Here is a 26,458-nt window from a genome sequence, read left to right on the forward strand (position 1 = left end):
CAACAGCGAAGCGGCCGAGCCCATTCGGGCTCGGCCGCTTCGTAGTAAAGGGGGTTCGGGGGCTTTGCCCCCGTATCCTCCCGGGTGTGGGGCGAAGCCCCACTCAGCGCACGGTGTGCACGATCAGGACATCGCTGCGCGACTTGCGGGCCACGTCCGACGGCACGGAACCGAGCAGGCGACCCGCGAGCGTGTTGAGCCCGCGGTTACCGACCACGAGCAGGTCGGCGTCCACCTCCTTGAGCAGGTCCAGCAGCGACTCGACGGGCTCGCCGACCACGGCCTTCTCCACCACGTTCACCGCGCCGACGGCAATCGCCTTGTCGCGGGCCACGCGCAGGATCTCGCTGGTCGGTGCGGAGCCGCGGACCTGGTACGCCTCTTCCTTCAACACGTCGGCGGCCGCGGCCACGTCACGGTCGTCGGTCGGGAAATACGCACAGGCGATGTACAGCGTGGCGCCCTCGTCGCCGGCCAGAGCCGCGGCCCGCTCGACGGCGACGTACGACGAGTCCGAGCCATCGGTACCGACGACGATCGTCCGGTAGGCGGTCATTTCTCCTCCAAGTACAAGGGTCGGGGCCGCGACGTCCACAACGGTGGGGTTACCGCCGCGGCAACTTCGCCTGACAATAGCGGCATAACAGGCGGAAATATTCGATATCGCAACACATCACACTCACGTGGCGCGACCGACGTCGCACACATTGCGTATCCGGTCCGAACAGGGCATCGACTACCAGCGAATTCCTCGAGCGGTCGCGACGCGGCCCACATAATGCCAACACCGTTGCGGCACTGGGACATTCGTCACAAGCCCGATATCACCCGAACCGACCGCGGGCCGCCCGCTGTGAGAACTCACAACGGGCGGCCCGCGAATCAGTGACTTCGCCCTGCTTCACAGCTCGCGATATTCGGCCCACAACCAGCCGAGAATCGCGCTGAGGAAGGCTGTATCCACCAAACGCATGCGATCCTCTTCCCTACCGGCCGATCAATGACGCGCAATACTATAGCGCCGCGATCGGATCAGAGGCTGAAAAGCGGTCCGGTGAGCGTCAATCCGAGATCCGCGCCGACGTAGGCGAAGAACGCGAACAGCATGAGCGCGGCACCGGCCAGGCCGATGTCCTTGTTGAAGTGCGCCATCTCGCCCTGCTTGGCCTGCGGGTCGGTCTCCTTCCAGAAGGCGTGCATCAGGAAGGCGGTCGGCACCAGGAACACGATCAGCAGCAGGGCGCCGAGGTCGGCCCAGACGCCCAGCAGGATGCTGAGACCACCGGCCAGCAGCAGTACGCCCGAGGCCGGGACCGCCAATTCGGGCAGGGGTACGCCCTTGAACTTGGCGTACTCCGCCATGCTCTTGCGCTGGGCGAGGTGCCCGAAGCCAGAGCCGAGGAACAACAGCGAGAACAGGATCCGTCCGATCAAAACCAGCACGTCCATGGCCCGCTCCTTCGATGATCGATAAGCCATTGGGTGATACGGCAACCAACTTGATCGAAGGCGTGGAAATTCCCGGACCAGCGGGTTTTCAGGAAGTCAGCGAGATACGGGCGTACTCCAGCGGAGGCATGCCGATCTCCTTGGCGAACTCGTTGGAGAAATGCGCCTGATCGAAGTAGCCGAGCTCGACGGCCAGCGCCGCCAGATCCGAGGTGCGGCCGTCCGCGAGCAGTTGCGCACCGTCCTGCAGGCGGTAGCGGCGCAACACCCACTTCGGGCTGCCGCCGACATAGCGGCGAAACAGGCGCTGCAAGGTGCGAATCGGAATGCCGAAACGGTCGGTGACCTGGTCGACCCGGGTCAGGTCGGGATCATGCTCCATGGCCGCGATGATCTCCAGGACCTGCCGGTAGGCGGCATCGTCACCGGCTTCCCGCTGTGCTGCGACCAGGAAATCCTCGATCAGATCGCGGCGGTGCAGAGCGTCGTCGCTGGCAAGTACGGCCTCGGACAGCGCGTCCGCGCCGGGGAAGATATCGGCCGCCGGGACCGAGGTGTCGCTGAACGCCCCGACGTCAAGTCCCGTGAACGCACCGAAGCCACCCGCGCGGAACTTCACCCCGAATGTCTCACCCAGCCCGGCCAATTCGCGCACGTACTTGGTTGTCCACACACCCGTCACGAAGGCCCCGGTGCGCTCATGGGTGCGCTCGAAGGTCAGGTTCACGCACGGATAGGACAGCACCTCCGCCTGGAACGGCGGCTGGCCGCGCCGATCCCAGCGCACCAGCCAGTACCACTCGACATAGCGCGAGACCCGCTCGCCCGCGGGCAGGCGGCTGTGATTGCCGGCCGCGTTCTGCTGGCGCGGCCGCAGGATGCCCTTCGCGGTTTCCGGCGGCGGCACCTGGCGGGGCGCGAAGCGGTTCTCGTTCTGGTCTGCGCCGGTCATCGCCCCTGTCGCTTTCTTACAAGACCATCGCTACCGCGGCGACGAGAGTAAAAGCCATGAGCGACACCGTGAATCCCATCCCCGAGGGCTACCACTCCATCACCTGCTTCCTCGCCGTCCCCGACGCCAATGCGGCCATCGACTTCTACACCGCCGTCTTCGGCGCGAAACTGCTCAGCCGCAACGACGGTCCCGACGGCCAGGCCGCCCACGCCGAACTCCTGATCGGCGACTCCACCATCCAGGTCGGCATGCCCATCCCCGACGAGGGCCTGCGTGCCCCCGCCGACGACTGGGTCCACACCAGCGTCGTCCACTACTGCCCCGACGTAGACGCCGTCTCCCAACTCGCCACCGCCCACGGCGCCCGCTTCGTCTCCGACCCCGCCACCTTCATCACCGGCGACCGCTACGGCCGAGTCATGGACCCCTTCGGCCACCGCTGGATCGTCATGACCCGGGTAGAAGACGTCTCCCGCGAGGAGGCCGAACGCCGCGTCGACGAATGGATGGCCCAGCAGGGCTGAGGAATCCACTCCCCAGACCGGCAAATCCCCAGCCGGGCAGGGAAGCAGCCGCGCAATCGAGCGGCGCTCGAGCCCCATCGAGCGGAGACCTCGCCTCGCCATTCCGGCGGTTGGACCTCGAAAGGCGTTGTGTCGCTGGCTTTCTCTCACGACAATCCGGCGGCGTCCATGCCGCGTAGTTCCTTCTTCAGGTCGGCGATTTCGTCGCGGAGACGGCCTGCCAACTCGAATTGGAGTTCGCGGGCGGCGTTCATCATTTGGGCGGTCATGTCCTTGATGAGGTCGGCCAGTTCGGCGCGGGGCATGTTCTTGACGTCGCGGCCTTCGTAGACGCCGGCGCTGACGGCGCGGCCGGGTTCGCCCTGGGCGCGGCGGCCGCGGCTGACGTTGCGGCCGGAGCCGCCGACCTCGACTTCGGTCTCCTCCGCTTCGCGGTAGACCTGGTCGAGGATGTCGGCGATCTTCTTGCGCAACGGTTTCGGGTCGATGCCGCGCTCTTCGTTGTAGGCGACCTGCTTGGCCCGGCGGCGCTCGGTCTCGTCGATGGCGTGGCGCATGGAGTCGGTGATCTTGTCCGCATACATGTGGACCTCACCGGAGACATTGCGCGCCGCGCGGCCGATGGTCTGAATGAGGCTGGTCGAGGACCGCAGGAAGCCTTCCTTGTCGGCGTCCAGAATGGCGACCAGCGATACCTCGGGCAAGTCGAGGCCCTCACGCAGCAGGTTGATGCCGACGAGCACGTCGTATTCGCCGAGGCGCAACTGCCGCAGCAGTTCCACGCGGCGCAACGTGTCGATCTCCGAGTGCAGGTAGCGGACTCGGACACCCAGACCCAGCAGATAGTCGGTGAGATCCTCGGCCATCTTCTTGGTCAACGTGGTGACCAGGACACGCTCGTCGCGCTCGGCGCGCAGCCGGATCTCGTGCACCAGATCGTCGATCTGCCCCTTGGTCGGCTTCACCACCACGTGCGGATCGACCAGGCCGGTGGGCCGGATGACCTGCTCGACGAATTCGCCGCCGCTCTGGCCCAATTCGTAGGGTCCGGGGGTGGCCGAGAGGTACACCGCCTGACCGATGCGGTCGGCGAACTCCTCCCAGGTGAGCGGCCGGTTGTCGACCGCCGACGGCAGCCGGAACCCGAACTCCACCAGATTCCGCTTGCGCGACATATCGCCCTCGTACATGCCGCCGATCTGCGGCACGGTGTTGTGCGATTCGTCGATGATGAGCAGGAAATCCTCGGGGAAATAATCCAGGAGTGTGGCCGGCGCGGTACCCGCCGCGCGACCGTCGATATGCCGCGAATAATTCTCGATGCCCGAGCAGAAGCCGACCTGTTTGATCATCTCCAGGTCGTACTGGGTGCGCATCCGAAGTCGTTGCGCTTCCAGCAATTTGCCCTGCTTCTCCAAATCCGCCAGCCGCGCCTCGAGTTCCACCTCGATATCGCGCACCGCGCGCTCCATGCGTTCCGGACCCGCCACATAGTGGGTGGCCGGGAAAATGCGGACCATATCCACCTGCCGCACCACATCACCGGTCAGCGGATGCAGATAGTAGAGCGCCTCGACCTCGTCCCCGAAGAATTCGATGCGCACCGCCAATTCCTCATAGGAGGGAATGATTTCGACGGTGTCGCCACGCACCCGGAACGAGCCACGGGTGAAAGACATATCGTTGCGCGTGTATTGCACATCGACCAGCAACCGCAGCAGCCGATCGCGGTCGATCTCCTGACCGACCTCCAGCTCGACCGACCGGTCCAAATATGACTGCGGCGTGCCCAGGCCGTAGATGCACGACACCGACGCGACCACCACGACATCGCGGCGCGAAAGCAGGCTCGAGGTGGCCGAGTGCCGCAGCCGCTCCACATCGTCGTTGACCGAGCTGTCCTTCTCGATATAGGTATCGGTCTGCGCGATATACGCCTCGGGCTGGTAGTAGTCGTAGTACGAGACGAAGTACTCGACCGCATTGTTGGGCAGCATCTCGCGCAGTTCGTTGGCCAACTGCGCGGCCAACAGCTTGTTGGGAGCCATCACCAGGGTGGGCCGCTGCAACCGCTCGATCAGCCACGCCGTGGTGGCCGACTTGCCGGTACCGGTGGCGCCGAGCAGGACGACATCCTTCTCCCCCGCCCGGATGCGTCGCTCCAACTCCTCGATGGCGGCAGGCTGGTCACCGGCCGGTTTATGTTCGCTGACCACCCGAAACTGACCGTCGATGCGCTCGATCTCGCCGATGGGCCGGTGCTCGGAGTGGGCCATCGGCACGTCGTCCGGGATCTCGGTTGCGAATGCCATGCCCACCAGCCTAGGACGCCCCACCGACAAGTGTCGGTCGCGGACGCGCGGGTGCCGGTCTCGGGGGTGAGGCATCCAGACTCCGGGGCCGACACAATCTTCGCCCGAGAGTGGCTCGGTCTCGTGCACCCCGGCTCCACAGCGTGGCGACCGTACCAATTCTCTAGTCGCGCACTCAATTCGGTAAAGGAGTTCTAATGTCCGAATTGGCCCGTGCCCCAGTGGATTTCACGCCCGCGCGACTACGTGATGTCGCGTAGATCTCAGTCCGTTCACGGGGGTTTGAATCCCGGTCTCCGGGTGTACTCTGGGCTCGCTGGTCGCACGATTCGAGAAGAGGCAGGGCGATGACCGGTCTGTTTACGCCGCAGCGGAATTCCACCAATGGCACACGCCCGCATGCAGCGATCGGTAACACTCCTTCGGTGTCCCCGCATCGCCCAAGGCTCGAATACTTCAATCTCGCGGATCTCTCGTGGACCGATTATCGCGGGTTTCTACACCCCGTGGAGCGAATCCACGCAGAACCGTTCGGTCTGTATGTCGAACGGACGGTGGACAATCCGCGCTACCACTACATCGAGACCTGGATGCTGCCCGAGCTCACGCTGCGCGCCACGGTCTACCACCTGCGCCCCGGCCACTCCCGCGGCCAGACCTACTACCTCGACATCGGCGAGTACGGTCCGTGCGCGACCAAGAAGTGGCGCGCCGAGAGCCACTACCTGCACGTGGTGGCCCGGCCCGGTCAGGTACCGGAGTTGGTCGGCATCGACGATCTGCTGACCGCCCACGCCGCAGGCCATTTCGACACCGCCCAGACGCACCGCGCCATCGAGCGCGCCGCGGCCGTGGTGGACGGCATCGCCGGATGCAACCACGATGTGGACGCCTGGCTCGGTCGCCAGGGCATCACGCTCACCTGGCTCTAGAAACGAGAACACCCGGTCCGCAATGGGTTCGGACCGGGTGCCACGGGTCTGCCCGCCCTGCGACTAGCCGGACAGGCTCGGGAGCAGTCCGTTGAGGCCGCAGCCGAAGCTGCCGAAGCTGCTGGCCGGCGAGACGTCGACGGCCAGCGACTTGGTGATCAGATCCTGGGTCGCGGTCAGCGTGTGCGAGCCGGTGGTGCTCGGGGTCCAGCTGATGGTGACGTTATTGCTCAGCAGCGACGGGGTTACCGGGCTGCCGGTCAATTCGGTGCCGTTGTCCTTGAAGCTCACCGAGGTCAATCGGTCGAGCGTGACGGTCGCGGTGAGCGTGTACGAGCAGCCGACATTGTGGCTCGAGCCACCGGAGATCGTCAGATCACTCGGCCAGGCACCGGCCTGCGGCGCGACCAGCACGGCGACACCGGCCACCGCACCGAAGGTCATGGCGCCCAGCCCGACCCGCCGGGCGCCGGGATTGATGTGGTTCATGCAGTTTCTTCCCTAGGTTGAGGCGCCCGTCCAGGTGCGACGAACGCTGGTGCGCGAAGGAACAGCGCAGCCGCACATTAACGAAACATCACCGCTTCAGATTGGCTTTTGGGAAAAATCGGCGCACCCGGCACCGGATTCCAGCAATCTGTCGGCGACGCAACATCCGCTCCCCTGGACGACCGCCGCCGAAGCAGCGATGCTGAATGGCATGACTCGGGCACCCGCGGTGAACCTGCACCGACCCAAGGTGGAGTACTTCAATATCGACGAGCTCACCAATATCGATCCCAAGGGTTTCGTGCGGCAGGTGGAGCGCTACCAGGTCGAGCCGTGGGGGCTCTACATGGCCCGCACCTCCGACCATCCCGAGTTCCACTACATCGAATCCTGGCTGCTGCCCACGGTGTCGCTGCGCGCCACGGTTTTCCACTTCACCCCCGCGCACCTGCGCGATCAGGACTACTACATCGATATCGGCGAGTTCGCGCAGGTCGGCCCGAAGCAGTGGAAGTCCGTCGACCACTACCTGGATCTGGTGGTGCGCCAGGGCCGCGAGGTCGAGCTACTCGACGTGGACGAACTACTCGCCGCCCACGCCGCCGGCTACCTCACCCTCACCGAGGCGCAGCAGGCCATCGAGTCCGCGACCTCGACCATCGACGGAATCGCCGCGCACGGCCACAGTTTCGAGGCCTGGCTGGCCAAGCACGGGATCGAACTGACCTGGATGTAGCTTCGCGCTAGCCCTGCCCGGTCTCGGCGAGCACCCGCGGGTAGACCTGCTCGAACCACGGCGTCTTCACCGCGAGATACGCCTCGATGGCGGTGGGACCGTCCAGCCCCGCGGCAGCGGCCTCGGCCTTGCGCTTGATCTCGAGGTACTCGGCGCGCGCGGCCGCGTCGCCGCGCAGCCACTGCACGAACGCGAGCGCGAAGCGTTGCCCCGGCCAACCGTCCACGCGCACATGCACATTGACCGGACGGCCCGGATCGGCGTTGGTATGGATGCGCTTCTCCCACCGCGCCGGGTCGGTGCCGGGCTTGGGATCGTCCATCGTGATGCTGTCGATGCGGGGAAATCCGATGGCCTGCAACGGCTCTCGCAGCGAGTCCGCGACGCCGAGGTCGGCGACGGTGATCTGGATGTCGAGGACATCCTTGGCGGGCAGCCCGTCGACCGCCGTCGAGCCGATGTGATCGATGCGCTGGGCCCGGTCACCACACGCCACGGCGAGTCGCGCGATGACACGCTGCGCCTGCGCCGCCCAGGTCGGATCCGCCTCGACCAGACGCACGGCGCCACGCGGCGAGCGAGTTGCCGCACGCAGATTGCGTTCGAACGGCACCAGCCGCTGCTCCCACAGCTCGCGCACCACCGGCTCCAATTCACCCGGCGCACCGCTGTTGTCGAGCAGCACATCCCCCGCGGCGCGGCGCTGCTCATCGGTGGCCTGCGCCTGGATGCGGGCCAGCGCGTCCTCGGGCGAGATGCCGCGGAACGCCTTGAGCCGATGCACCCGGGTCTCGACATCGGCCATGACGACCAACACCAGGTTCATGAACGGCCCGAGCCCGTTCTCCACCAGCAGCGGAATGTCTTGCACCACAATGCCGTCCACGGGCGCGGCGGCGATGAGTTCGGCGGTCCGCTTGCCGACCAGCGGGTGGGTGATGCCGTTGAGGGTGGCGCGAGCCTCGTCGGTGGCGAACGCCTTGGCGGCCAGGGCGGGCCGGTCGAGGCTGCCGTCGGCGGCGAGGATGTCGTCGCCGAAGGCAGCGACCAGGGCGGCCAGCCCCTCGGTGCCGGGCGCGACCACCTCGCGGGCGATGACGTCACTGTCGACCAGGACGGCACCGAGTTCGGTCAGAATGCGGGCCACGGTGGATTTGCCCGCGCCCATGCCTCCGGTGAGACCGATTCGCAACATTGGTCCAGTCTCGCATTGCGGCCGGTCGGGGCGGCGTTCAGGGGTTACCCGCCGGACTGTCCGGATTACCCACTCCAGCCTGCGGTTTCACCTGCAAGCACAGTCCTTGGCCGTTCCGTGACGCCGACGAGATCATTTCGCAACTTTTTCGGTCAATCCCGACCGTTTGTCGGCAACATTCCGACACGCCGGGGCGTACGTCGCGCAATATTCGGCGATCCACACTTTTGTTCGGCTATGGTTCGCCGCAGGCGATAGTGGGCCGGTAACACGCAAGAGAAGGATTATCAGTGGGCACCAACAAACTCCAGACGGGTCGCCACCGTCTGGGCCTGGCGGGCACCGTGCATTGTCTCGAGATCCCCGCCGTAGCAGCCGCTCTCGCCGAATATCGGCGACCCTGGCTGACCGCGCTCCTCAGCCCGGCTCGGCACAGCTTCGCGGCCATGCGAAAACGGTCGTCCGAACCTGCTCTCGTGCGGCACTGGGTACCGGCCACCGTCGGCTGATCCTCCCCCCGAAACCAGCAGTGGCCCGGCCCTTTCGGACCGAGCCACTAGTTTTGTGCGCGTGTTACACGATGCCGCTCGGCTTACGCCGCGTGCCCGGATCCTGCGTGGGCATGGCGTTCGGCGGCACCGGGTACGGCGTGCCGACGGTCGCGGTCCCCAGCGCAATGTTCGGGCCGCACTGCGCGATTGCCTCGTCCACCTTCCGATTCGCCGGGGCGAACGCGGGTTTCGTCGCGTCCGGGCTCGATCCGAAATCGAAGGCCGAGGTCATATCGCCGGTGACGCTGCGCCGCCAGGACGTCAGGTTGGGCACGTCCACGCCGAAGCGGCGCTCGATCAGGCGCAGCTGCGAGGTGTGGTCGAAGGTCTCCGAGGCGACCAGACCGCCACGGCTGTACGGCGAGATCACGAAGCACGGCACGCGGTAGCCGAGCCCGATCGGACCGGTGATGCCCTCGAACTTCTTGTCCGTCGGCACGGTGATGTACTCCCCCGGCGTGCCCGCGGGCGCGGTCGGCGGGGTGACGTGGTCGAAGAAGCCGCCGTTCTCGTCGTAGCTGACGATGAGCGCCGTCTTCTCCCACACCGCCGGATTCGAGGTGAGGATGTCGAGCACCTGCATGATGCCGACCGCACCGAAAGCCGGTGGCAGCGCGGGGTGCTCGCAGTTGAGCAGCGGCGGGATCACCCAGGAGACCGCGGGTAGCTGATTGGCGGCCACGTCGGCGGCGAAGTCCTGCGGGTAGGCCGGGGCCTTGCCGCGCCGCGCCAGTTCCGAGGCCGGGTCGGCGGCCTGCTTGAAGCAGCCGAGCATGCCGTCGAGGAGCACCGAGGACAGCGGGCCGATGTCACGGTTGTTGTAGATCTTCCAGCTGACCCCGGCGTCGGAGAGGTTCTCCGGCATGGTCCGCCAGCTGTAGGCGTTCTGCGGGATGAGGGTCGGCGTCTCGAGCAGCGGGCCACCATTGAGGCCGTCCGGGTCGATGGTCGCCGACATCCAGTACAACCGGTTGGGGTCGGTCGGGCCGAGCACCGAGCAGTGGTAGCTGTCGCACAGGGTGAACGCGTTGGCCAGGTCCCAGTGCACCGGGACGTCGTCCTTGGTGTAGTAACCCATTGCGGCAGGGCCGTTTCCGGCGCCGACCGAGGCGATGGACATGGGCATCCAGCCGTCGTTCTTACCGCCGTTCCATGCCTTGTGCATGGCGGGCCAGCTGTGGTCCGGGTCGTTGATGCACTCACCGTCGAGGCTCGCGCCGCGGGTGGTGTCGAGACGGAACGGGTTGAGGAAGCCGTCCGGGGTGGGGCCGACTCCGGGCGTGTACCCGTACTGGTTCCAGGCCGGGGAGGGATCGCTGAATCCCCGTACGCCGGACATGGTTCCGAAGTAGTGGTCGAAGGAGCGGTTCTCCTGCATGAGCAGCACGATGTGCTCGATGTCGCCGAGTCCGCCCATGCCGGCCGGGTCGGCGGCGTAGGCCCGCTCGATGATCGGGTTGGCCAGTGAGGCCAGCGAGGCCGCACCGCCCGCGGCCATGGCTTTCGCCAGAAAATCGCGCCTGTTGATTCCGGCGAACACGCCCATGCTCCGGTGGTGCCTTCCCGCTAGGAGTGAATGAAGGGAACGCCGCGAAGCTACCCGGTCGCGCGTCCAGTTCGCATCCAACCCTCGAATGATGACGGCCTAGCGAACCACTCGTAACCGTACGGGGTCCAGCCGTGGATTCCTGACAGTGACTTGCACCTCATTGCCGGGTCGGCCTAAGCTTTCGCGCATACCTGATAGTGACTATCAGATATCGACCGTGGGAGTCAGCATGACCAGTCAGGCCCTCGCAGATCCGCCCCGCCCGCCGCAATCCGCACCGCGGCTCGGCCCGCTCGGGCGTTGGAGTGGCTTCCTGGCCCGGCACCGGTGGACGGTCATCGGCGTGTGGCTGGTGCTGATCGTGGTGTGCGGGGCGGCGTATCCGGCCCTGCACGCGCGACTGGGCGCACCCAACTACGCGGTGCCGGGGTCCAGTTCCGCTCAGGCCGAAACCCGCGTCGCACAACACTTCTCGGTGCTCGGCACGGAGCAGGACCTGATCGTGCTGCATGCCGACGGCTACACCGTCGACGATCCGCGCTTCCGGACGGCGATCGATCGCGTACTTGGCGCGGCACGCGCGGTCCCGGGCGTTCCCGGTGCCGTCGGCCCGTTCGAAGGCGATGCGCGACAGCAGATCTCCGCCGACCGGCACACAGCGCTCGCCATCGTCGGCATCGACGGCGGCATGTCCGAACGCGTCGATGTCACCGCCCGGCTGCAAACCGCGCTGACCGCCGCCTCCGACAGCGAGGTGCGCGCCGACCTGACCGGATACTCGCCGGTCGAGGGCGAGTTGATCCGGATGGAGACCGCCGACATCAGCCGCGGCGAAGCCATCGGCCTGCCCATCGCGGCGGTCGTGCTGGTGCTCGCGCTCGGCGCGGCCGTCGCGGCCACGATTCCGATCTCCGTCACCGCGGCCGGGATCGCACTGGCGGTGGGCGTGCTGTTCGGGCTGGCGAGCTTCCTGACCTTCGACTCGTTCGTGCTGTCGGTGGCCACCATGATCGGCACCGGCACCGCCATCGACTACGCCATGTTCCTGGTGAGCCGGTTCAATGAGGAGCTGACCAAGCGCGGCATACGGGATCGCAAGGCCCACACCGATATCCATGCCGCCGTCGGCGCGACCTTCGACACCACCGGCCGCACCGTGCTGGCCTCGGGCATCATCGTCATGATCTCGTTGTGCTCGCTGCTGGTGGTCGGCCTGCCCATGCTCGACGGGGTGGCGCTGGGCGTGGTGGTCGCGGTGCTCGGCACCCTGACGGCCGCCTTCACCCTGCTGCCCGCGCTGTTGGCCGTGCTCGGCCCGGCGGTCAACCGGGGCGCGTTGCCCGCGCGGCTACGCCCGGCCGAGACCCGCTCGACGGCAGCCTCGACGGCGTGGGCGCGCTGGGCACATCTGGTGATGGGCCGCCCGATCATTTTCGGCGTGCTCGGGGTGGCACTGCTGGCGGTGGCGGCACTGCCCATCACCGGGATTCGCTACGGCATCGACATGGGCCTGAACTCGCTGGGCGATCGACCCACCGGGCACGCAACTCGCCTGGTACAGGACAACTTCGGGCCGGGACTGCTCTCACCGATCCAGGTGGTGGCCTCCGGCCCCGGCGATACCCCGCTGTCGCTCGAGGGCCGCAGCGAGGTGCGGTTACTGAGCGACGAGTTGGCCCGCGATCCGCGGGTGGCGAATGTGCTGCCACTGCAGGCCGACGGCCGCTATCTGGTGACGGTCGTGCCCAAGGATTCGTTCGACTCGACCACCGTGAGCGATCTCACGGCCGATATCCGTTCCCGCGCAAAGACTGTCGACGCCGCCGAAGTCCTGGTCGGCGGCACCCCGGCCATGTTCGCCGATGTGTCTGGGCAGATCTCGCGCGGCTTCGGCTGGGTCATCGCCCTGGTGCTGACCGCGTCGCTGATCTTCCTGGTGGTGACCTTCCGCTCGATCGTGCTGGCGCTCAAGGCGATCGCGTTGAATCTGCTGGCCACCGGTGCGGCCCTGGGCATTACGGTCGCGGTGTTCCAGCACGGGCTCGGCCAGGACCTGCTTGGCTTCCGCAGCGCTGGCTTCCTGCAAGTGTTCCTGCCCATGCTGGTGTTCGCAGTGCTGTTCGGATTGTCCATGGACTACGAAGTTTTCCTCATCCGGCGGATGAAGGAGACCTGGGACCGCACCGGCGACAATGCCACCGCCGTCGCCGAGGGTCTGCAACGCACCGCCCGCCCGATCACCGCGGCGGCCGCCATCATGGTCGCGGTGTTCGCGAGCTTCCTGAGCGCGGATGTCATGGAGCTGAGGGAGATCGGCTTCGCGCTGGCCGTCGCGGTCGCCATCGACGCGGTGATCGTGCGCCTGATCCTGGTCCCGGCCTTCATGCGGCTGTTCGGCCGCTGGAACTGGTGGCTGCCGAACCTGCGCCGTCAGCGGAAGACGGCCTCCAGCGCGACCAGGATCGACTCCACCACCTCGGCGTAGACATCCCGCAGCCGAGCGGCGAAACCCGTTCCCTCCCAATGATCCAACGCCGCCATACAACTCCAGATGGCGATGGCCGCAGCCATGCGCAGCTTCAGATCGTTGGGGTCACGCCCGCTCAGTTCGGCGAACGCGATCCGGAACTCGTCCTCCAGCGCCCGCCACTGCTCGGTCTGCCGCAGCCGCACCTCGGGGATCGACCGCACATAGCCCAGCCGCACCCGGGTCCGGTAGTCGACGTCGTCGGTGACGATCTCGTCGAGCACCGCCGGGACCAGCGGGCGTGCCATCGCCAGCAGTTCCGGGAAATCACGGGTCTGCCCGCCACCGATGGACCGCATCACCGCGAGCGCCTGCGGATCCGTCTCGTCGTAGAGGACCAGCATTTCTTTCGTCCCGAAATACCGGTAGATCGAACTCGGTGACACACCCGCGGCGGTGGCCACGCGCTCGACGGTGACCTCGCGATACCCGTGCTGGTCGAACAACTCCAGCGCGATCCGCTGGATTCGGCTCATCGCCTCGATCTTTCGGCGTTCCCAGAGCGAGGGCGTGGAAGCAAAGGTTGACTCGGACATCTCATTGCCGAGAATAGCGAAAACCCCCGGGTCCAATGAGGACCCGGGGGTTTCGATTCAGCCTATCCCGTCAGGGAAAGCGAATCAGGCGTTGCCCGACAGCTTCTCGCGGAGGGCAGCCAGCTGCGCGTCGCTCGCGAGCGAGCCGCCGGCGGGCTGATCCGACGAGGAGGACGACGACGAGGTCGCAGCCTGCGCGCCGGTCTCCGAGGAGTAGTTCTGCGGTCCGCCGTTGGCGGCCTCAGCGGCGGCGTCAGCCGCCATCTTCTCCATCTGAGCGGTGTGCATCTTGTGGCGACGCTCGGCCTCGGCGTACCGGGTCTCCCACTCTTCACGCTGCTTCTCGAAACCTTCGAGCCATTCGTTGGTCTCGGAGTCGAAGCCCTCGGGGAAGATGTAGTTGCCCTGGTCGTCGTAGCTGTCGGCCATGCCGTACTTCGACGGGTCGAACTCGGCGGTGTAGTCCTCGTTGGCCTGCTTCAGCGACAGCGAGATACGACGACGCTCGAGGTCGATGTCGATGACCTTGACCATGGCGTCGTCGCCGACGGCAACAACCTGGTCCGGGACCTCGACGTGGCGCTCGGCCAGCTCGGAGATGTGCACCAGGCCCTCGATGCCCTCTTCGACGCGCACGAAGGCACCGAAGGGAACCAGCTTGGTGACCTTGCCCGGGACGATCTGACCGATCGCGTGGGTCCGGGCGAACTGACGCCACGGGTCTTCCTGGGTCGCCTTGAGCGACAGGGAGACACGCTCGCGGTCCAGGTCGACGTCGAGGACCTCGACGGTGACCTCGTTGCCGACCTCGACAACCTCGGACGGGTGGTCGATGTGCTTCCAGGACAGCTCGGAGACGTGCACCAGGCCGTCGACGCCACCCAGGTCCACGAAGGCACCGAAGTTGACGATGGAGGACACGACGCCCTTGCGGACCTGGCCCTTCTGCAGCTGGTGCAGGAACTCGGAGCGGACCTCGGACTGGGTCTGCTCGAGCCAGGCACGACGCGACAGGACCACGTTGTTGCGGTTCTTGTCGAGCTCGATGATCTTGGCCTCGATCTCCTTGCCGACGTACGGCTGGAGGTCGCGGACGCGACGCATCTCGACCAGCGAAGCCGGGAGGAAGCCGCGCAGACCGATGTCCAGGATCAGGCCGCCCTTGACGACCTCGATGACGGTGCCCTTGACGGCCTCGTCCTTCTCCTTGAGCTCCTCGATCGTGCCCCAAGCCCGCTCGTACTGAGCGCGCTTCTTCGACAGGATCAGGCGGCCTTCCTTGTCCTCCTTGGTGAGAACGAGGGCCTCGACCTCATCACCCACGGAAACGACCTCATTCGGGTCGACATCGTGCTTGATGGACAGTTCGCGAGACGGGATGACGCCTTCGGTCTTGTAACCGATGTCGAGAAGGACCTCATCACGATCAACCTTGACGATCGTGCCTTCGACGATATCGCCGTCGTTGAAGTACTTGATGGTCTTGTCGATAGCGGCGAGGAAGTCCTCGGCAGTGCCGATGTCGTTGACGGCTACCTGCGGCGAGGTGACGGTGGAGGGCATGTGTTGGGAGGCTCCGGACGGATTGTGGTCGGTAGTGGACATGTGGACTTTCGGTATTGCTGCGAACACACAGCAGTTGGAACTAACGTTGGCAGACATGCACAGCACATCGCTGCGACGCTGCGCAACGCTGCCCTGCTGTATCTCTTCAAATACAGGCATGCGGACTCACAGCACGATTGTCTGCTCTACGCGGTCTCGAGAAACCGTGTACAGAAGACACTCGCGGAAAACAGCGTACGCGACACGTGTTGTACCAAGCAAACATGGGTCCCCGTGTGCGGCTCGATAGGGTGAGCCCATGTCCGAAGATCACTCTGCCACCCCCGACGACGTCCGGCACGCCCAGGCCAATGCACTGCTCGGAACGGTGGGAGTGACTCGCGCCAAGGTCGATTCGCAATCCAGTGCCCGGGCCAGCCGCAAGTGGTGGGACGCCGACGCCGACGCCTACCACGAGACGCACGCCGACTTCCTCGGCGTGGACTCCCCCGCCGGCGAGTTCGTGTGGTGCCCCGAGGGGTTGCACGAAGGTGACTGGCGACTACTCGGGGATATAGAAGGAAAGCGGATCCTGGAGATCGGCTGCGGCTCGGCGCCCTGCTCGCGCTGGCTGGCCGCGCACGGTGCGCACCCCGTGGGCTTGGACATCTCCCGCGCGATGCTCGATCGCGGCCTGGCCGCCATGGCCGCGGGCGGACCGCACGTCCCACTCATCCAGGCGGGCGCTGAAGAGTTGCCCTTCGCCGACGAATCCTTCGATCTGGCCTGCTCCGCCTTCGGCGCGGTCCCCTTCGTCGCCGACTCCGGGCGGGTGATGAGCGAGGTGCACCGCGTCCTGAAACCCGGTGGCCGCTGGGTCTTCTCCGTCAACCACCCGATGCGCTGGATCTTCCCCGACGACCCCGGCCCCGACGGCCTGCGCGCCACCATCCCCTACTTCGACCGCACCCCGTACGTCGAACTCGACTCCGACGGCGAACCCACCTACGTCGAACACCACCGCACCGTCGGTGACCGGGTCCGCGAGATCGTCGCCGCGAACCTCACCCTCGTCGACATCATCGAACCCGACTGGCCGGAGTGGCTCGACCGCGAATGGGGCCAGTGGAGCCCGCTGCGCGGCGAAATCTTCCCCGGCACAGCCATCTTCGTCACCGAGAAGCGCACCTGAAGTAGTCGCCGTACCCTCGTGGTGGATCACAGGGGGGTGTGGCGTGGAGGAGAGCCCGTTCGGCCGTTACCGGCTGCTGGACCTGCTCGGAGCGGGCGGGATGGGGCAAGTGTTCCGGGCCTACGACACCGGGACGAATCGGGTGGTCGCGCTCAAGGTGCTGCCGCCGGGGCTGGCGCACGATCGGGTGTATCGGGAGCGGTTCCGCCGGGAGGCGCAGGCGGCGGCGCGGCTGAACGAGCCGCATGTGATTCCGATCCACGATTACGGGGAGATCGACGGGCGGCTGTACCTGGACATGCGGCTGGTCGAGGGCACGGATCTGGGGACGAAGCTGGCCGAGGGCCCGCTGCCACCGGAGACGGCGGTCGGCTATCTGACGCAGATCGCGGCCGCGCTGGACGCCGCGCATGCCGCCGGGTTGGTGCATCGGGACGTCAAGCCGTCGAACATTCTGATCACATCGGGCGATTTCGCGTACCTCATCGATTTCGGCATCGCGCGTGGCGGTGACGATACCGGCTTGACCAGTGGCGGCGCGGCCGTCGGCACCTTCGCCTACATGGCGCCCGAACGGCTCGAGCAGACCGACTACGACGCGCGAGCCGACGTCTACTCACTGGCCTGCGTGCTCTACGAATGCCTGACGGGCTCGAAGCCGTTTCCGGGGCCGAGCGTGGAAAGGCAGGTGGCCGCACACCTTTCGGTCCCGCCGCCCCACCCTTCGGCGGCACTCGGCGCGGGCGCGGCGGCCTTCGACGAGGTCATCGCGGGCGGCATGGCCAAGGATCCCCGGGAGCGCTATCGCGCGGCCGGAACCCTGGCCGCTGCCGCACGGGCCGCCCTGGCCGGCACCGACCTGCCACCGCTTCCAGCCCGTGCCGCCGCGCCGTCGCAAGCACAGTCCACGCTCGAGCTTCCCGATCCCGCGCCGTCAGCCGAGACCGCGATCATGGCCGGGAACTTGGCGTCGAGACGCGCCGGGGCACAGGCCGACCCGCCGGTGACCCGAATGCTGCGCGAAGACGGTGCGACCGAGCAGACGGGCCCGCCGGTGGAATTCCGGCCGCCACCACCGGATCCCGCGAAACGGTCATTGAGCGCGCTGATGTGGGCAGCCGCCCTGGCGGTGGCCGTGTTCGCCGCGGTGACGCTGGTGAAGGTCGACATGCGTCAGGGCGACAGTCATTCCGCCTCCGCACCGCCGATCTCGGCGACCACCGCCGGTCCCGCGCCGACAGGTGCGGGCTCCCCCACCTCGACCGCGCCCACCGGGTCGCCGACCACGAGCGCCCCCACCTCCTTCTTCCCGGTGACCGCGGACAATTTATCGGATTACATCCGGGTGTACTACAAGCTGCTGCCGGGGAACACGCTCGGCACCTGGACGTGGCTGACCACCCGCTACCAGGACGCCCTGGGCGGCTACGAGGAGTACCGAAACTATTGGGGCACAGTTGATTCGGTCACAGTCGGGGAGACCGCCGCAGCGGTGCCCGCGATGGCCGTCGGCTACCGCCTGACCCTGCACTTCACCGACGGACGGACACGGGTCGAGACACGCAGGGCGAAACTGGTCCAGTACGGAGGCGGCTACCTGATCGACAGCTCCGAAGTGGTTTCCTGACTGCGTATTCCAGCCTGGCCTGGACGCCGCGCGGCTGGTCGGCGGCCGACCGCCGACCTCCGCATTGCTCGCTGGTCGTGGGAGATCGCGGCGGTCGCATCGTCGATGGCTCCGGTCCCGATGCGGCCGAGGCTACGAGTCAGCACCAAAAGGCCGCCGCCCCAACCGGAATCGGTTGGGGCGGCGGGTGGGGGCGGTTATTTCGGGTCTCGGCCTACCTGTTTGAGGGCTAGGCGGAGGGCGTATTCGAGTTGGGCGTTGATGCTGCGGAGGTCGTCGGCGGCCCATTTGGCGATCGCGTCGTGGATCGCCGGGTCGAGCCGGAGCAGCACTTTTTTCGGCTCGCGCTTGACCATCAGGCGTAGAGGGATCCGGCGTTGACGACGGGGGCGGCGGAGCGGTCGCCGCAGAGTACGACCAGGAGGTTGGAGACCATGGCGGCCTTGCGCTCCTCGTCGAGTTCGACGACGCCCTGCTCGGCGAGCTTGTCCAGGGCCATGCCGACCATGCCGACCGCGCCCTCCACGATGCGGCTGCGGGCGGCGACCACCTGGGCGGCCTGCTGGCGGACCAGCATGGCCTGGGCGATCTCCGGGGCGTAGGCGAGGTGGGTGATGCGGGCCTCGATGATCGAGATGCCGGCCAGCTGGGTGCGCTCGCCCAGCTCGGTGGTGAGCTCGCTGGCGACCTCGGTGCCGTCGCGCAGGCTCGCGGTGCCGGAGTCGTCGGTCTGGTACGGGTGCGTGGTGGCCAGGTGCCGGACCGCGGTCTCGGACTGGGTGGTCACGAAGTCCTCGTAGTCGTCGACGGCGAAGGCGGCCTTGTAGCTGTCGACCACCTGATAGACGACGACGGAGGCGATTTCGACGGGGTTGCCGTCGAGGTCGTTGACCTTCAGCTTCTGGGTCTCGAAGTTGCGGACCCGCAGTGAGATGCCGCGGCGGCTGGAAAGCGGTGTCACCCAGTGGAATCCGGATTCGGTGACCGAGCCGATGTAGCGGCCGAAGAACTGGATCACCTTGGCCTGGTTGGGGTTGACGGTGACGAAGCCGCTGGCCAACAACACGATCGCGAGGATCGTCAGCGCCAGCAGGACCCCCAGGGCCGTCGACGAGCCTTCGTGACTATCGGCTCGGGTATGGATTCCCCGCGCTTCGAAGGCGATCGCGACGATCAGTAGAGCGAATACCCCCAACATGACGAACCCGTTCAACCGGAAGGCTCGACGCAACTCCATGACACTCTCCTAGTATCGAAGTGATATCACAACGATAGCGCGAGCCGGCGCGGTTGAACAGGACTTTCTAGGCGGGGCGAATATTGCGGTTGTTGCGGAACAGGTTGGCCGGGTCGTACTTCGACTTCAGCGCGGCCAGCCGGGCGTAGGTGTCGGGGCTGTATCCGGCGCGGGTCTGGGCCTCGTCGGCCCGGTCGCCACCGCCGTAGAGGAAGTTGAGGTTGTAGCCCAGGGTCCAGGGCTGCACCGACTTCGCCACTTGCGCCAGCCGCTCGTACACCTCCTCGGTGTTGTCCGGGTTCGGCATGGCCAGGACGCGCACCACGTACTGCGCGTCGCGGTGATCCATGCTGATGCCGTTCGGGCCGGGGCGGCCCAGCGCACCGCCGAGGTGGCGCAGCCCGGCGATCACCGGGATCGGATCACCCGGGCCGCTGATCTCCAGGAAGGCGTCCGAGGCGTCCGCGGGCAGCTCCGACAGCAGCGCGTCGGTGGCGACGTAGGCGTGCGGGAACGCCGGATCCCGGTAGATGGCATGGCTTTCCGTGTACGGCATGACCCGCAGATCGTCGGCCAGCCGCGCACCGACCGCCCGCAGCGGGGCGACCAACCGCTCCCCCTCTTCCTCGGATCCGGTGAAGGCGACGTTGATCGTCGCCACGTACCGGCCGCGCAGGTGCGGCGGGAAGGCCGGGATGTCGGGGAACGACATCATGGTGATGGCCGAGGTGACCTGCTCGGGCAGGTCCTGGGTCCACAACCGCCACGCTTCCAGCGCGGGCGCGACCAGCGGGGTGTCGAATTGCAGCTGACCGCCGTACACGGTGGTGATCGGCAGCAGCGCCAATTCCAGCGCGGTGACGACGCCGAAGTTGCCGCCGGTGCCCAGCACCGCGCCGAACAGTTCGTCGCCGGGTTCCAGCCGCCGCAGCCGCCCGTCGGCGGTGACGAGCTCGATCGCCCGCACATGCTCTGCGGCGTAACCGAATTCGCGGGCCAGGATGCCGATGCCGCCGCCCAGGGTGTAGCCGACGACGCCGACCGAGAGCGACGAGCCGTTGAGCGGGGCCAGACCGTGCTCGGCCGCGGCCTCGATCAGGGCTCCGGCCTGGACCCCGGCCGCCACCCGCGCGGTCTGGGTCTCGGCGTCGATGCGGATGTCGGTCATGCGCCGGGTGGTGATGAGCACGCCGCCGTCGGTGGCGACCGACAGGCCGTGGCCGGTGGCCTGCACGGCGATCGAAAGGCCGTGGCGCGCCGCGTATTCCACGGCGGCGCGCACATCCTCGGCGTGCGCCGCGCCGACGACCACGGCGGGACGGTGGCTGTAGGCGGTCTGGAATCCGGCGATCTCGTCGTCGTAACCGGTGTCGCCGGGCTGGAAGACGGGGCCGGTGGTGGTGGGCAGTTCGGTGATCGCTGTCTTCGTCATGTCCATGACTCTGCTCGGGTTCGATCAAGAACTCCAACAGATAGTTTTTCTTGTAGCTAGAATTATCAGTTATGGAACTGCGTCAGCTGCGCTACTTCGTCACGGTCGCCGAGGAAGCCAACTTCACCCGGGCCGCCGCCCGCCTGCACCTCGCGCAACCGGGGCTCAGCGCGCAGATCAAACAGCTGGAACACGAACTGGGACAACCACTGCTGGATCGCACGAGCCGCTCGGTCACCCTCACCCCGGTCGGCGAAGCGGTGCTGCCGCTGGCCCGCGCTGCGCTGGAGCAGGTCGAGCGCATCACCCACACCGTCGACGAGTTCACCGGCCTGCTGCGCGGGCACGTGCGGGTCGGCCTGATCGCCGGGGCCGCGCTCGAGGAGGTCGATATCGCCCGGGTGCTGGCCGATTTCCACCACGATCACCCGCAGATCGGCATCTCGCTGACCGAGGACACCTCCGATGCCATGCACGCGGCGGTCCGCCGCGGCGACCTGGATATCGGTGTGCTCAGTGTGTCCGGCGAGCTGGACCCGGGGATCGGCACCGAAACCGTCTACGACAGCGCCATTGTCGCGGCGGTGGCCGCCGATACCGCGGGCTTCGGGGACCGAATCACGCTGGCCGAGTTGTGCACCCATCCCCTGATCTGCCTGCCGAGCGGCACCGGTCTGCGCGGTCTGCTCGAAAATGCTTGCAACGCCGCCGGTCTCGCGCCGGACGTCGCCTTCGAGGCCGCCGCTCCCCCGCTGCTCATCCGGCTGGCCGCACACCGGTTGGGCGTGGCCGTGATTCCCCGCATTCCCGCCGACGAGGCGGCCGCACTGGGCGTGCGCACCCTGGAGATCGATCCGGCGATGCGGGGGCGGCTGGTCCTGGCCTGGAATACCGAGCGGCCCCTGAGCCCCGCCGCGAAAGTCCTACTGGGACAACTGCGCATCGCCTTGTTGCGCTGGAAGGATCCCGCGCCGATGGTCACCCGGCCCTAGGCCGCGAACACCGCCCGCACCCCGCCGTCGCGGACCGCCTGAATTCCCACCAGGGCCAACAGCACCGCGCCGGTCACCAGGTGTTCGACGGCGTCGCTGAGGTGATGCGGGAAGCTGAAGAACAGCACGCTGTGCGCGAACAGCGCCCACGTCCCGACGATGAATCCGCCTCCGACACCGGCGATCACGCAGTACCAGGCCGCCCACCGCTGGCGCAGCGCGACCACGAGTGCGGGCGCGAACAACAGCAGTCCCGCGAGCCCGTGCCAGCCGTTGTAGTCCATGCCCAGTACCGACGTGGCCGGGGCGTGGTCGCCCATGGCGAAGCTGGGCTGCGCAATCCAGCCCACGATCGCCCAGACGATGTGAACGGCCCCGACCACGAGGACCGCCCCTTGCAGAAAACTCCACCGGGCCAAGGGAATCGACCTCCCGAACGGTGCGATCAGAACTTCTACTACAAACTGTAGTTGATTCGGCGCGTCCACGTAAGTGCCGTCACATAATTACTCAACCTTCCCTATTGCACCGAATAATAGGGAAGGTTAAGGTAGTTTTCGTGACCGATCGTCTCTACTCTGTCGATGAAGTCGCGGAACGCCTCGGCCTGCATGTCCGTACCGTCCGCGGCTACGTCCGCGACGGGAAGCTGCCCGCCACCCGCATCGGCAAGCAGTACCGCATCAACCAGGCCGACCTGGAGGCGTTCACCGGCCTGCCCGCACCCGACGCCCAGCGTGAACCGCTTGCCCGGCAACGGCATTCGGAGGTCTCGAGCATCGTCGAGGTGGATGCCGTCGACCAGGCCACCGCCGATCGCGTCAGTACCTTGCTGACCGGCATGTCCGGCAACCGCTTCGCCAACGACCAATCCCTACGCGTGCAGACCTTCTACGACCGCGAACGCGCCCGGTTGAAGGTCATTCTCGTCGGCGGCCTGGGCGATACCGCCCGGCTGCTGGACTACATGGAAGGAGTCCTCGCGTCATGAGCGCGATCTACAAGTCCGAGGCGGGCCGCTCGGCCATCCAGACCCGCTACCAGGAAGTGCTGCGGCAGTGGCCGGTTCCCGCCGAACAGCTGCACCTCGATACCCGCCAGGGTGACACCTTCGTGCTGGCCTCGGGCCCGGCCGACGCCCCGCCGGTGATCGCCCTGCACGGCTCGGGCTCCAACTCCTCGGCCTGGCGCGGCGATATCGCTTCCTGGGCACAGGATTTCCGCGTCTATGCGGTGGACATGCCCGGCGAGCCCGGCGGCAGCACCGAATCCCGCCCCGAGCTCGGATCCGACGATCTCGCCGACTGGCTCGACGATGTCCTTGCGGGCCTGAACCTTCCGGCCGCGAGCTTCATCGGCATGTCCCTGGGCGGTTGGACCGCCCTCGACTACGCCATCCGCCGCCCCGGCCGCGTCACGAAACTCGCTCTGTACTGCCCCGGCGGCATCGGCAAGCAGCGCTTCGGCTGGATCTTCAAGAACCTGGTCGATCACCTGTTCAGCAACCACGACCTGCGCCGCTCCGCCGCCATCGTCACCGGCCTCAACATCAAGGATCACAAGGAGATCCTCGACGACATCGCCCTGACCTTCACCCACTTCAACCCCCGCAGCGGCAAGCTCCCGATCTTCACCGACGCCCAGCTGAGCACCCTGAAGATGCCGGTCCTGGTCATCGTCGGCGCGGACGACGCCATGTTCAAGTCCGCCGAAACCGCCCGCCGCGCCGAGCAGTCCATCGCCGACGCCACCATCCGCATCCTCCCCGACACCGGTCACGCCATTCTCGGCCAGACCGAGGCCGTCCAGGAGTTCCTGCGCAAGTAGGAAATACGACTCCGCCCCGCACCGGAACTCCGGTGCGGGGCGGAATGCGTTGTGGCCGTATCCGTCTCAGAGAATGCGCGAGAGGAAGGCCTTGGTGCGATCGTGCTGCGGGTTGGCGAGCACCTCGCGCGGGTTGCCCGCCTCGACCACCACGCCGCCGTCCATGAACACCAGCTGGTCGGCAACCTCACGGGCGAAACCCATTTCGTGGGTCACCACGACCATGGTCATGCCCGAGTCCGCAAGTTCGCGCATGACGCCGAGGACTTCGCCCACCAGCTCCGGGTCCAGGGCCGAGGTGGGCTCGTCGAACAGCATCAGCTTGGGATCCATGGCCAGGGCGCGAGCGATGGCGACGCGCTGTTGCTGGCCACCCGAGAGCTGGGCGGGGTAGGCATCGGCCTTCTCCGCCATGCCGACTCGGGCCAGCAGCTCGCGGGCGCGAGCCACCGCGTCGGCACGCTTGATCTTCTTGACCTGGGTCGGCGCTTCGATGATGTTCTCCAGCGCCGTGCGGTGCGGGAACAGATTGAAGTGCTGGAACACCATGCCGATATCGCGGCGCTGTTTGGCGGCCTCGCGAGGGTGCAGCTCGTAGAGCTTGCCGTTCTTCTCGCGATAGCCGACCAGGTCGCCGTCGACGTGCAGTCGCCCGGCATTGACCTGTTCGAGGTGGTTGATGCAGCGCAGGAAGGTGGACTTACCGGAACCGGACGGGCCGATCAGGCACAGCACCTCACCGCGCTTCACCTCGAGGGTGATGCCCTTGAGCACCTGCAGCGCACCGAAGTTCTTGACCACCCGGTCCGCCTTGACCATCGGCACCGCCGAGGACGGCAGCGCGTCCTCGATGATCGGGTCCTTGGCGAACGACATCGAGTCGGAGGACATATCAGCGTTCACCTATCCCGTTCCGCCGGCGACCTGCGCCTGAGCCAAGGCGCGCAACTGCTTTGCCGTCAACTGCCGCGACGACCCCCGCGAGTAGTACCGCTCCAGGTAGTACTGACCGATCATGAGCACGCTCGTGATGATCAGGTACCAGGTGGCGGCCACCAGCAGCAGCGGGATCGGCTGGAAGTTGATGCTGTAGATGTCGCGGGCCCGGCCGTAGAGGTCGGTGGTGAGCGGGATGGCCGTCACCAGCGAGGTGGTCTTCAGCATGGAGATGAGCTCGTTGCCGGTCGGCGGGATGATCACCCGCATGGCCTGCGGCAGCACCGTGCGAACCATGGTCTGCGACCACGACATGCCCAGCGCCACCGACGCCTCGCGCTGACCCTCACCGACGGAATTGATTCCGGCACGCACGATCTCGGCCATGTAGGCGGCCTCGTTGAGGCCCAGGCCGACCATGGCGAAGAAGAACGGCGCGGACCAGTGCTGCACATCGAAACTCGTGAACGACGGCCCGAACGGCACGCCCACCGTGATCGTCTTGTACAGCGACGGGAACAGGCCCCAGAACACCAGCTGCACATAGACCGGGGTCCCGCGGAAGATCCACAGGTAGGCCCACGCCACCGACCGCAGTACCGGATTCGGCGACAGCCGCATGACGGCCAGCACCACGCCCAGCACCACGCCGATCAGCATGGCCAGCACGGTCAGTTCCAGGGTCACCAACGCGCCCTTGGCGATTCGCTTGTCGCCCAGGTACTTGAAGTAGGTGTCCCAGTGATACGCGTCGTTGGTCTTGGCGCCCCAGAGGAACAGCCCCAGGGCGATGATGATGATCGCGGCGGCGATCCACCGGCCCGGCCGTCGTAGCGGAATCGCCTTGATCGGCTCGGGCTCGGTGCTCGCCGTCGCTGCTGCGGAATTGTCCTGCGACATAACGACTTAGCTCGTCGCCCCGTTGATGACCGACTTGGTGATCGCGCCCTCCTGGACACCCCAGTTCTCGGCGATCTTCTTGTACTGGCCGTTGTCCATCAGGTACTGGACGGCCTCCTGCAGCACCGGCCCGAGGGTCGAGCCCTTCTTGAGCGGCCAGCCGTAGGGCGCGGAGTCGAAGATCTTGCCCGCGGGCTCGATCTTGTCGCTGGCCTGCTTGATGGCGTACGCGGTCACCGGGGAGTCGGCGGACATGGCGTCGACCTGGCCCTGCACCAGCGCGTTGGCGGCGGCGGACTGCTCGTCGTAGGCGACCTTCTGGATCTCCGGCTTGCCCGCGGCGACGCACGCCTTGGACTTGGCCGGGATCTCGTCGGTGTCCTGAACGGTGGTGCGCTGCACCGCGACCTTCTTGCCGCAGGCGTTGTCCGGGTCGATGGCCTTCCCCTTCTGCTGGGCCCACTGGCTGCCCGCGGAGAAGTAATCGACGAAGTCGGCGGTGCCCTCACGCTCCTTGTTGTCGGTGAAGGAGGACATGCCGACGTTGAAGGTGCCCGCCTCGATCGAGGGGATGATCTTCTCGAAGTCGGCTTCCTTGTAGTCCGTGGTCAGGCCCATCACCTTGGCGACCGCGTCCATCAGGTCGACATCGAAACCGACGATCTTGCCGCTGCTCGGATCCCGGTACTCGTTCGGCTGATACGGCACGTTCACGCCGACGGTCAGCTTGCCGGAGGACTTGATGTCGGCGGGCACCTTGGCCGCGATGGTGTCCACCTTGGCGATGTCGACCTTGGCCACATCGGGGTTGCTCGACTCGGAGTTGTTGCTACACGCGGTCAATGCGAGAGCGCCGGCGGCCACCACGACGGCAGCGCGCAGGGCACGCCCACGGAGAGAGTTACGAACAGACACAGCAGTCCTCCACAGTTCGGGTGCGCGACGTCCGGGCTTCGCCCGCCGTTTGAAATGTAGGCGAGTGACACCATCCGCGTCGGTCGGTAACCGAACATTA

General features: G+C 66.7%; 26 protein-coding genes. 10 read left to right on the plus strand and 16 right to left on the minus strand.

The window, feature by feature from the left end; genetic code table 11:
* Positions 1-103: 103 nt before the first annotated feature.
* From ACYVN4_RS36400 to ACYVN4_RS36410, 3 genes are all read right to left on the minus strand, one after another.
* A complete protein-coding gene (locus ACYVN4_RS36400) occupies positions 104-556 on the minus strand; it encodes a universal stress protein (protein WP_379365711.1) in 453 nt (150 codons plus the stop codon).
* A 476-nt stretch (positions 557-1,032) separates the two neighbouring features.
* The gene (locus ACYVN4_RS36405; RefSeq protein ID WP_460727262.1) at positions 1,033-1,449 is read right to left on the minus strand and encodes a DoxX family protein; all 417 of its coding nucleotides are present in this window, start codon (positions 1,447-1,449) and stop codon (positions 1,033-1,035) included.
* A gap of 88 nt (positions 1,450-1,537) precedes the next feature.
* Positions 1,538-2,401 (minus strand): helix-turn-helix domain-containing protein, encoded by an 864-nt coding sequence (locus ACYVN4_RS36410; protein ID WP_460727264.1) that lies wholly within the window; start codon positions 2,399-2,401, stop codon positions 1,538-1,540.
* A gap of 56 nt (positions 2,402-2,457) precedes the next feature.
* Between ACYVN4_RS36410 and ACYVN4_RS36415 the strand changes: the two genes are divergently transcribed.
* Positions 2,458-2,928 carry a VOC family protein gene (locus ACYVN4_RS36415; RefSeq protein ID WP_460727266.1) on the plus strand — a complete coding sequence of 157 codons (471 nt, stop codon included), beginning with the start codon at positions 2,458-2,460 and terminating at the stop codon, positions 2,926-2,928.
* A 146-nt stretch (positions 2,929-3,074) separates the two neighbouring features.
* Here ACYVN4_RS36415 and uvrB read toward each other — a convergent pair whose 3' ends face one another.
* Complete coding sequence (uvrB, locus tag ACYVN4_RS36420; RefSeq protein ID WP_460727268.1) at positions 3,075-5,240, minus strand: excinuclease ABC subunit UvrB; 2,166 nt, start codon at positions 5,238-5,240, stop codon at positions 3,075-3,077.
* A gap of 425 nt (positions 5,241-5,665) precedes the next feature.
* On the opposite strand from uvrB, the gene ACYVN4_RS36425 reads away from it, so the two are divergent.
* A complete protein-coding gene (locus ACYVN4_RS36425) occupies positions 5,666-6,172 on the plus strand; it encodes a DUF402 domain-containing protein (RefSeq protein ID WP_460727270.1) in 507 nt (168 codons plus the stop codon).
* A 63-nt stretch (positions 6,173-6,235) separates the two neighbouring features.
* Here the strand turns inward: ACYVN4_RS36425 and ACYVN4_RS36430 are convergent, their stop codons facing one another.
* Complete coding sequence (locus tag ACYVN4_RS36430; RefSeq protein WP_460727272.1) at positions 6,236-6,661, minus strand: hypothetical protein; 426 nt, start codon at positions 6,659-6,661, stop codon at positions 6,236-6,238.
* 211 nt (positions 6,662-6,872) lie between these two features.
* On the opposite strand from ACYVN4_RS36430, the gene ACYVN4_RS36435 reads away from it, so the two are divergent.
* Positions 6,873-7,397: a ribonuclease FAU-1 family protein gene (locus ACYVN4_RS36435; protein WP_460727274.1), complete on the plus strand. Its 525-nt coding sequence runs from the start codon at positions 6,873-6,875 to the stop codon at positions 7,395-7,397.
* A 7-nt stretch (positions 7,398-7,404) separates the two neighbouring features.
* On the opposite strand, the gene coaE is transcribed toward ACYVN4_RS36435, so the two are convergent.
* Positions 7,405-8,592 carry a dephospho-CoA kinase gene (coaE, locus tag ACYVN4_RS36440; protein WP_460727276.1) on the minus strand — a complete coding sequence of 396 codons (1,188 nt, stop codon included), beginning with the start codon at positions 8,590-8,592 and terminating at the stop codon, positions 7,405-7,407.
* Between the two features lie 290 nt (positions 8,593-8,882).
* On the opposite strand from coaE, the gene ACYVN4_RS36445 reads away from it, so the two are divergent.
* Positions 8,883-9,101, plus strand: a complete 219-nt coding sequence (locus ACYVN4_RS36445; protein WP_460727278.1) for a hypothetical protein — start codon at positions 8,883-8,885, stop codon at positions 9,099-9,101.
* 64 nt (positions 9,102-9,165) lie between these two features.
* Here the strand turns inward: ACYVN4_RS36445 and ACYVN4_RS36450 are convergent, their stop codons facing one another.
* On the minus strand, positions 9,166-10,689 hold the full coding sequence (locus tag ACYVN4_RS36450; RefSeq protein ID WP_460727280.1) for a phospholipase C: 1,524 nt from the start codon (positions 10,687-10,689) through the stop codon (positions 9,166-9,168).
* Positions 10,690-10,921: 232 nt separating this feature from the next.
* Between ACYVN4_RS36450 and ACYVN4_RS36455 the strand changes: the two genes are divergently transcribed.
* Positions 10,922-13,177 carry an MMPL family transporter gene (locus tag ACYVN4_RS36455; RefSeq protein WP_460727282.1) on the plus strand — a complete coding sequence of 752 codons (2,256 nt, stop codon included), beginning with the start codon at positions 10,922-10,924 and terminating at the stop codon, positions 13,175-13,177.
* On the opposite strand, the gene ACYVN4_RS36460 is transcribed toward ACYVN4_RS36455, so the two are convergent.
* Both ACYVN4_RS36460 and rpsA read right to left on the minus strand, forming a co-directional pair.
* The gene (locus ACYVN4_RS36460; RefSeq protein ID WP_460727284.1) at positions 13,123-13,695 is read right to left on the minus strand and encodes a TetR/AcrR family transcriptional regulator; all 573 of its coding nucleotides are present in this window, start codon (positions 13,693-13,695) and stop codon (positions 13,123-13,125) included. The two genes, ACYVN4_RS36455 and ACYVN4_RS36460, sit on opposite strands and share 55 nt — an antisense overlap.
* A gap of 144 nt (positions 13,696-13,839) precedes the next feature.
* Entirely contained in the window at positions 13,840-15,318 is a 1,479-nt protein-coding gene (gene rpsA, locus ACYVN4_RS36465; protein WP_460727920.1) for a 30S ribosomal protein S1, read from the minus strand.
* 301 nt (positions 15,319-15,619) lie between these two features.
* Between rpsA and ACYVN4_RS36470 the strand changes: the two genes are divergently transcribed.
* Positions 15,620-16,492: a class I SAM-dependent methyltransferase gene (locus ACYVN4_RS36470; protein WP_460727286.1), complete on the plus strand. Its 873-nt coding sequence runs from the start codon at positions 15,620-15,622 to the stop codon at positions 16,490-16,492.
* A 43-nt stretch (positions 16,493-16,535) separates the two neighbouring features.
* Positions 16,536-18,119 (plus strand): serine/threonine-protein kinase, encoded by a 1,584-nt coding sequence (locus tag ACYVN4_RS36475; RefSeq protein ID WP_460727289.1) that lies wholly within the window; start codon positions 16,536-16,538, stop codon positions 18,117-18,119.
* Between the two features lie 197 nt (positions 18,120-18,316).
* Here ACYVN4_RS36475 and ACYVN4_RS36480 read toward each other — a convergent pair whose 3' ends face one another.
* The 3 genes from ACYVN4_RS36480 to ACYVN4_RS36490 form a co-directional block, all read right to left on the minus strand.
* Complete coding sequence (locus ACYVN4_RS36480) at positions 18,317-18,475, minus strand: type II toxin-antitoxin system antitoxin (protein ID WP_460727290.1); 159 nt, start codon at positions 18,473-18,475, stop codon at positions 18,317-18,319.
* The gene (locus ACYVN4_RS36485) at positions 18,475-19,356 is read right to left on the minus strand and encodes an SPFH domain-containing protein (protein ID WP_460727292.1); all 882 of its coding nucleotides are present in this window, start codon (positions 19,354-19,356) and stop codon (positions 18,475-18,477) included. The genes ACYVN4_RS36480 and ACYVN4_RS36485 overlap by 1 nt, the downstream gene beginning before the upstream one ends.
* 67 nt (positions 19,357-19,423) lie before the next feature.
* Positions 19,424-20,788: an FAD-binding oxidoreductase gene (locus ACYVN4_RS36490; RefSeq protein ID WP_460727294.1), complete on the minus strand. Its 1,365-nt coding sequence runs from the start codon at positions 20,786-20,788 to the stop codon at positions 19,424-19,426.
* 71 nt (positions 20,789-20,859) lie between these two features.
* On the opposite strand from ACYVN4_RS36490, the gene ACYVN4_RS36495 reads away from it, so the two are divergent.
* A complete protein-coding gene (locus ACYVN4_RS36495; RefSeq protein WP_460727296.1) occupies positions 20,860-21,780 on the plus strand; it encodes a LysR family transcriptional regulator in 921 nt (306 codons plus the stop codon).
* Here ACYVN4_RS36495 and ACYVN4_RS36500 read toward each other — a convergent pair.
* Positions 21,777-22,163 carry a DUF4383 domain-containing protein gene (locus ACYVN4_RS36500; protein WP_460727298.1) on the minus strand — a complete coding sequence of 129 codons (387 nt, stop codon included), beginning with the start codon at positions 22,161-22,163 and terminating at the stop codon, positions 21,777-21,779. The two genes, ACYVN4_RS36495 and ACYVN4_RS36500, sit on opposite strands and share 4 nt — an antisense overlap.
* Before the next feature lie 176 nt (positions 22,164-22,339).
* Between ACYVN4_RS36500 and ACYVN4_RS36505 the strand changes: the two genes are divergently transcribed.
* Complete coding sequence (locus tag ACYVN4_RS36505) at positions 22,340-22,771, plus strand: helix-turn-helix domain-containing protein (RefSeq protein ID WP_460727300.1); 432 nt, start codon at positions 22,340-22,342, stop codon at positions 22,769-22,771.
* Positions 22,768-23,607, plus strand: a complete 840-nt coding sequence (locus tag ACYVN4_RS36510) for an alpha/beta fold hydrolase (protein WP_460727301.1) — start codon at positions 22,768-22,770, stop codon at positions 23,605-23,607. Before ACYVN4_RS36505 ends, ACYVN4_RS36510 begins: the two co-directional genes overlap by 4 nt.
* A 66-nt stretch (positions 23,608-23,673) precedes the next feature.
* On the opposite strand, the gene ACYVN4_RS36515 is transcribed toward ACYVN4_RS36510, so the two are convergent.
* From ACYVN4_RS36515 to ACYVN4_RS36525, 3 genes are all read right to left on the minus strand, one after another.
* On the minus strand, positions 23,674-24,426 hold the full coding sequence (locus ACYVN4_RS36515) for an amino acid ABC transporter ATP-binding protein (protein ID WP_460727922.1): 753 nt from the start codon (positions 24,424-24,426) through the stop codon (positions 23,674-23,676).
* A gap of 84 nt (positions 24,427-24,510) precedes the next feature.
* Complete coding sequence (locus ACYVN4_RS36520; RefSeq protein WP_460727303.1) at positions 24,511-25,443, minus strand: amino acid ABC transporter permease; 933 nt, start codon at positions 25,441-25,443, stop codon at positions 24,511-24,513.
* Between the two features lie 6 nt (positions 25,444-25,449).
* On the minus strand, positions 25,450-26,358 hold the full coding sequence (locus ACYVN4_RS36525) for an ABC transporter substrate-binding protein (RefSeq protein WP_460727305.1): 909 nt from the start codon (positions 26,356-26,358) through the stop codon (positions 25,450-25,452).
* Positions 26,359-26,458: the final 100 nt, after the last annotated feature.

The organism is Nocardia heshunensis (assembly GCF_054782115.1).

Excerpts from the sequence above, each read along its gene's own strand:
- ACYVN4_RS36480 (WP_460727290.1), bottom strand. The coding sequence starts at position 18,475 with ATGGTCAAGCGCGAGCCGAAAAAAGTGCTGCTCCGGCTCGACCCGGCG.
- rpsA (WP_460727920.1), bottom strand. The coding sequence starts at position 15,318 with ATGCCCTCCACCGTCACCTCGCCGCAGGTAGCCGTCAACGACATCGGC.
- ACYVN4_RS36450 (WP_460727280.1), bottom strand. The coding sequence starts at position 10,689 with ATGGGCGTGTTCGCCGGAATCAACAGGCGCGATTTTCTGGCGAAAGCC.
- ACYVN4_RS36455 (WP_460727282.1), top strand. The coding sequence starts at position 10,922 with ATGACCAGTCAGGCCCTCGCAGATCCGCCCCGCCCGCCGCAATCCGCA.
- uvrB (WP_460727268.1), bottom strand. The coding sequence starts at position 5,240 with ATGGCATTCGCAACCGAGATCCCGGACGACGTGCCGATGGCCCACTCC.
- ACYVN4_RS36460 (WP_460727284.1), bottom strand. The coding sequence starts at position 13,695 with ATGAGCCGAATCCAGCGGATCGCGCTGGAGTTGTTCGACCAGCACGGG.
- ACYVN4_RS36470 (WP_460727286.1), top strand. The coding sequence starts at position 15,620 with ATGTCCGAAGATCACTCTGCCACCCCCGACGACGTCCGGCACGCCCAG.
- ACYVN4_RS36510 (WP_460727301.1), top strand. The coding sequence starts at position 22,768 with ATGAGCGCGATCTACAAGTCCGAGGCGGGCCGCTCGGCCATCCAGACC.
- ACYVN4_RS36405 (WP_460727262.1), bottom strand. The coding sequence starts at position 1,449 with ATGGACGTGCTGGTTTTGATCGGACGGATCCTGTTCTCGCTGTTGTTC.
- ACYVN4_RS36430 (WP_460727272.1), bottom strand. The coding sequence starts at position 6,661 with ATGAACCACATCAATCCCGGCGCCCGGCGGGTCGGGCTGGGCGCCATG.
- ACYVN4_RS36435 (WP_460727274.1), top strand. The coding sequence starts at position 6,873 with ATGACTCGGGCACCCGCGGTGAACCTGCACCGACCCAAGGTGGAGTAC.
- ACYVN4_RS36520 (WP_460727303.1), bottom strand. The coding sequence starts at position 25,443 with ATGTCGCAGGACAATTCCGCAGCAGCGACGGCGAGCACCGAGCCCGAG.
- ACYVN4_RS36485 (WP_460727292.1), bottom strand. The coding sequence starts at position 19,356 with ATGGAGTTGCGTCGAGCCTTCCGGTTGAACGGGTTCGTCATGTTGGGG.
- ACYVN4_RS36400 (WP_379365711.1), bottom strand. The coding sequence starts at position 556 with ATGACCGCCTACCGGACGATCGTCGTCGGTACCGATGGCTCGGACTCG.
- ACYVN4_RS36495 (WP_460727296.1), top strand. The coding sequence starts at position 20,860 with ATGGAACTGCGTCAGCTGCGCTACTTCGTCACGGTCGCCGAGGAAGCC.
- ACYVN4_RS36490 (WP_460727294.1), bottom strand. The coding sequence starts at position 20,788 with ATGACGAAGACAGCGATCACCGAACTGCCCACCACCACCGGCCCCGTC.
- coaE (WP_460727276.1), bottom strand. The coding sequence starts at position 8,592 with ATGTTGCGAATCGGTCTCACCGGAGGCATGGGCGCGGGCAAATCCACC.
- ACYVN4_RS36515 (WP_460727922.1), bottom strand. The coding sequence starts at position 24,426 with ATGGTCAAGGCGGACCGGGTGGTCAAGAACTTCGGTGCGCTGCAGGTG.
- ACYVN4_RS36415 (WP_460727266.1), top strand. The coding sequence starts at position 2,458 with ATGAGCGACACCGTGAATCCCATCCCCGAGGGCTACCACTCCATCACC.
- ACYVN4_RS36410 (WP_460727264.1), bottom strand. The coding sequence starts at position 2,401 with ATGACCGGCGCAGACCAGAACGAGAACCGCTTCGCGCCCCGCCAGGTG.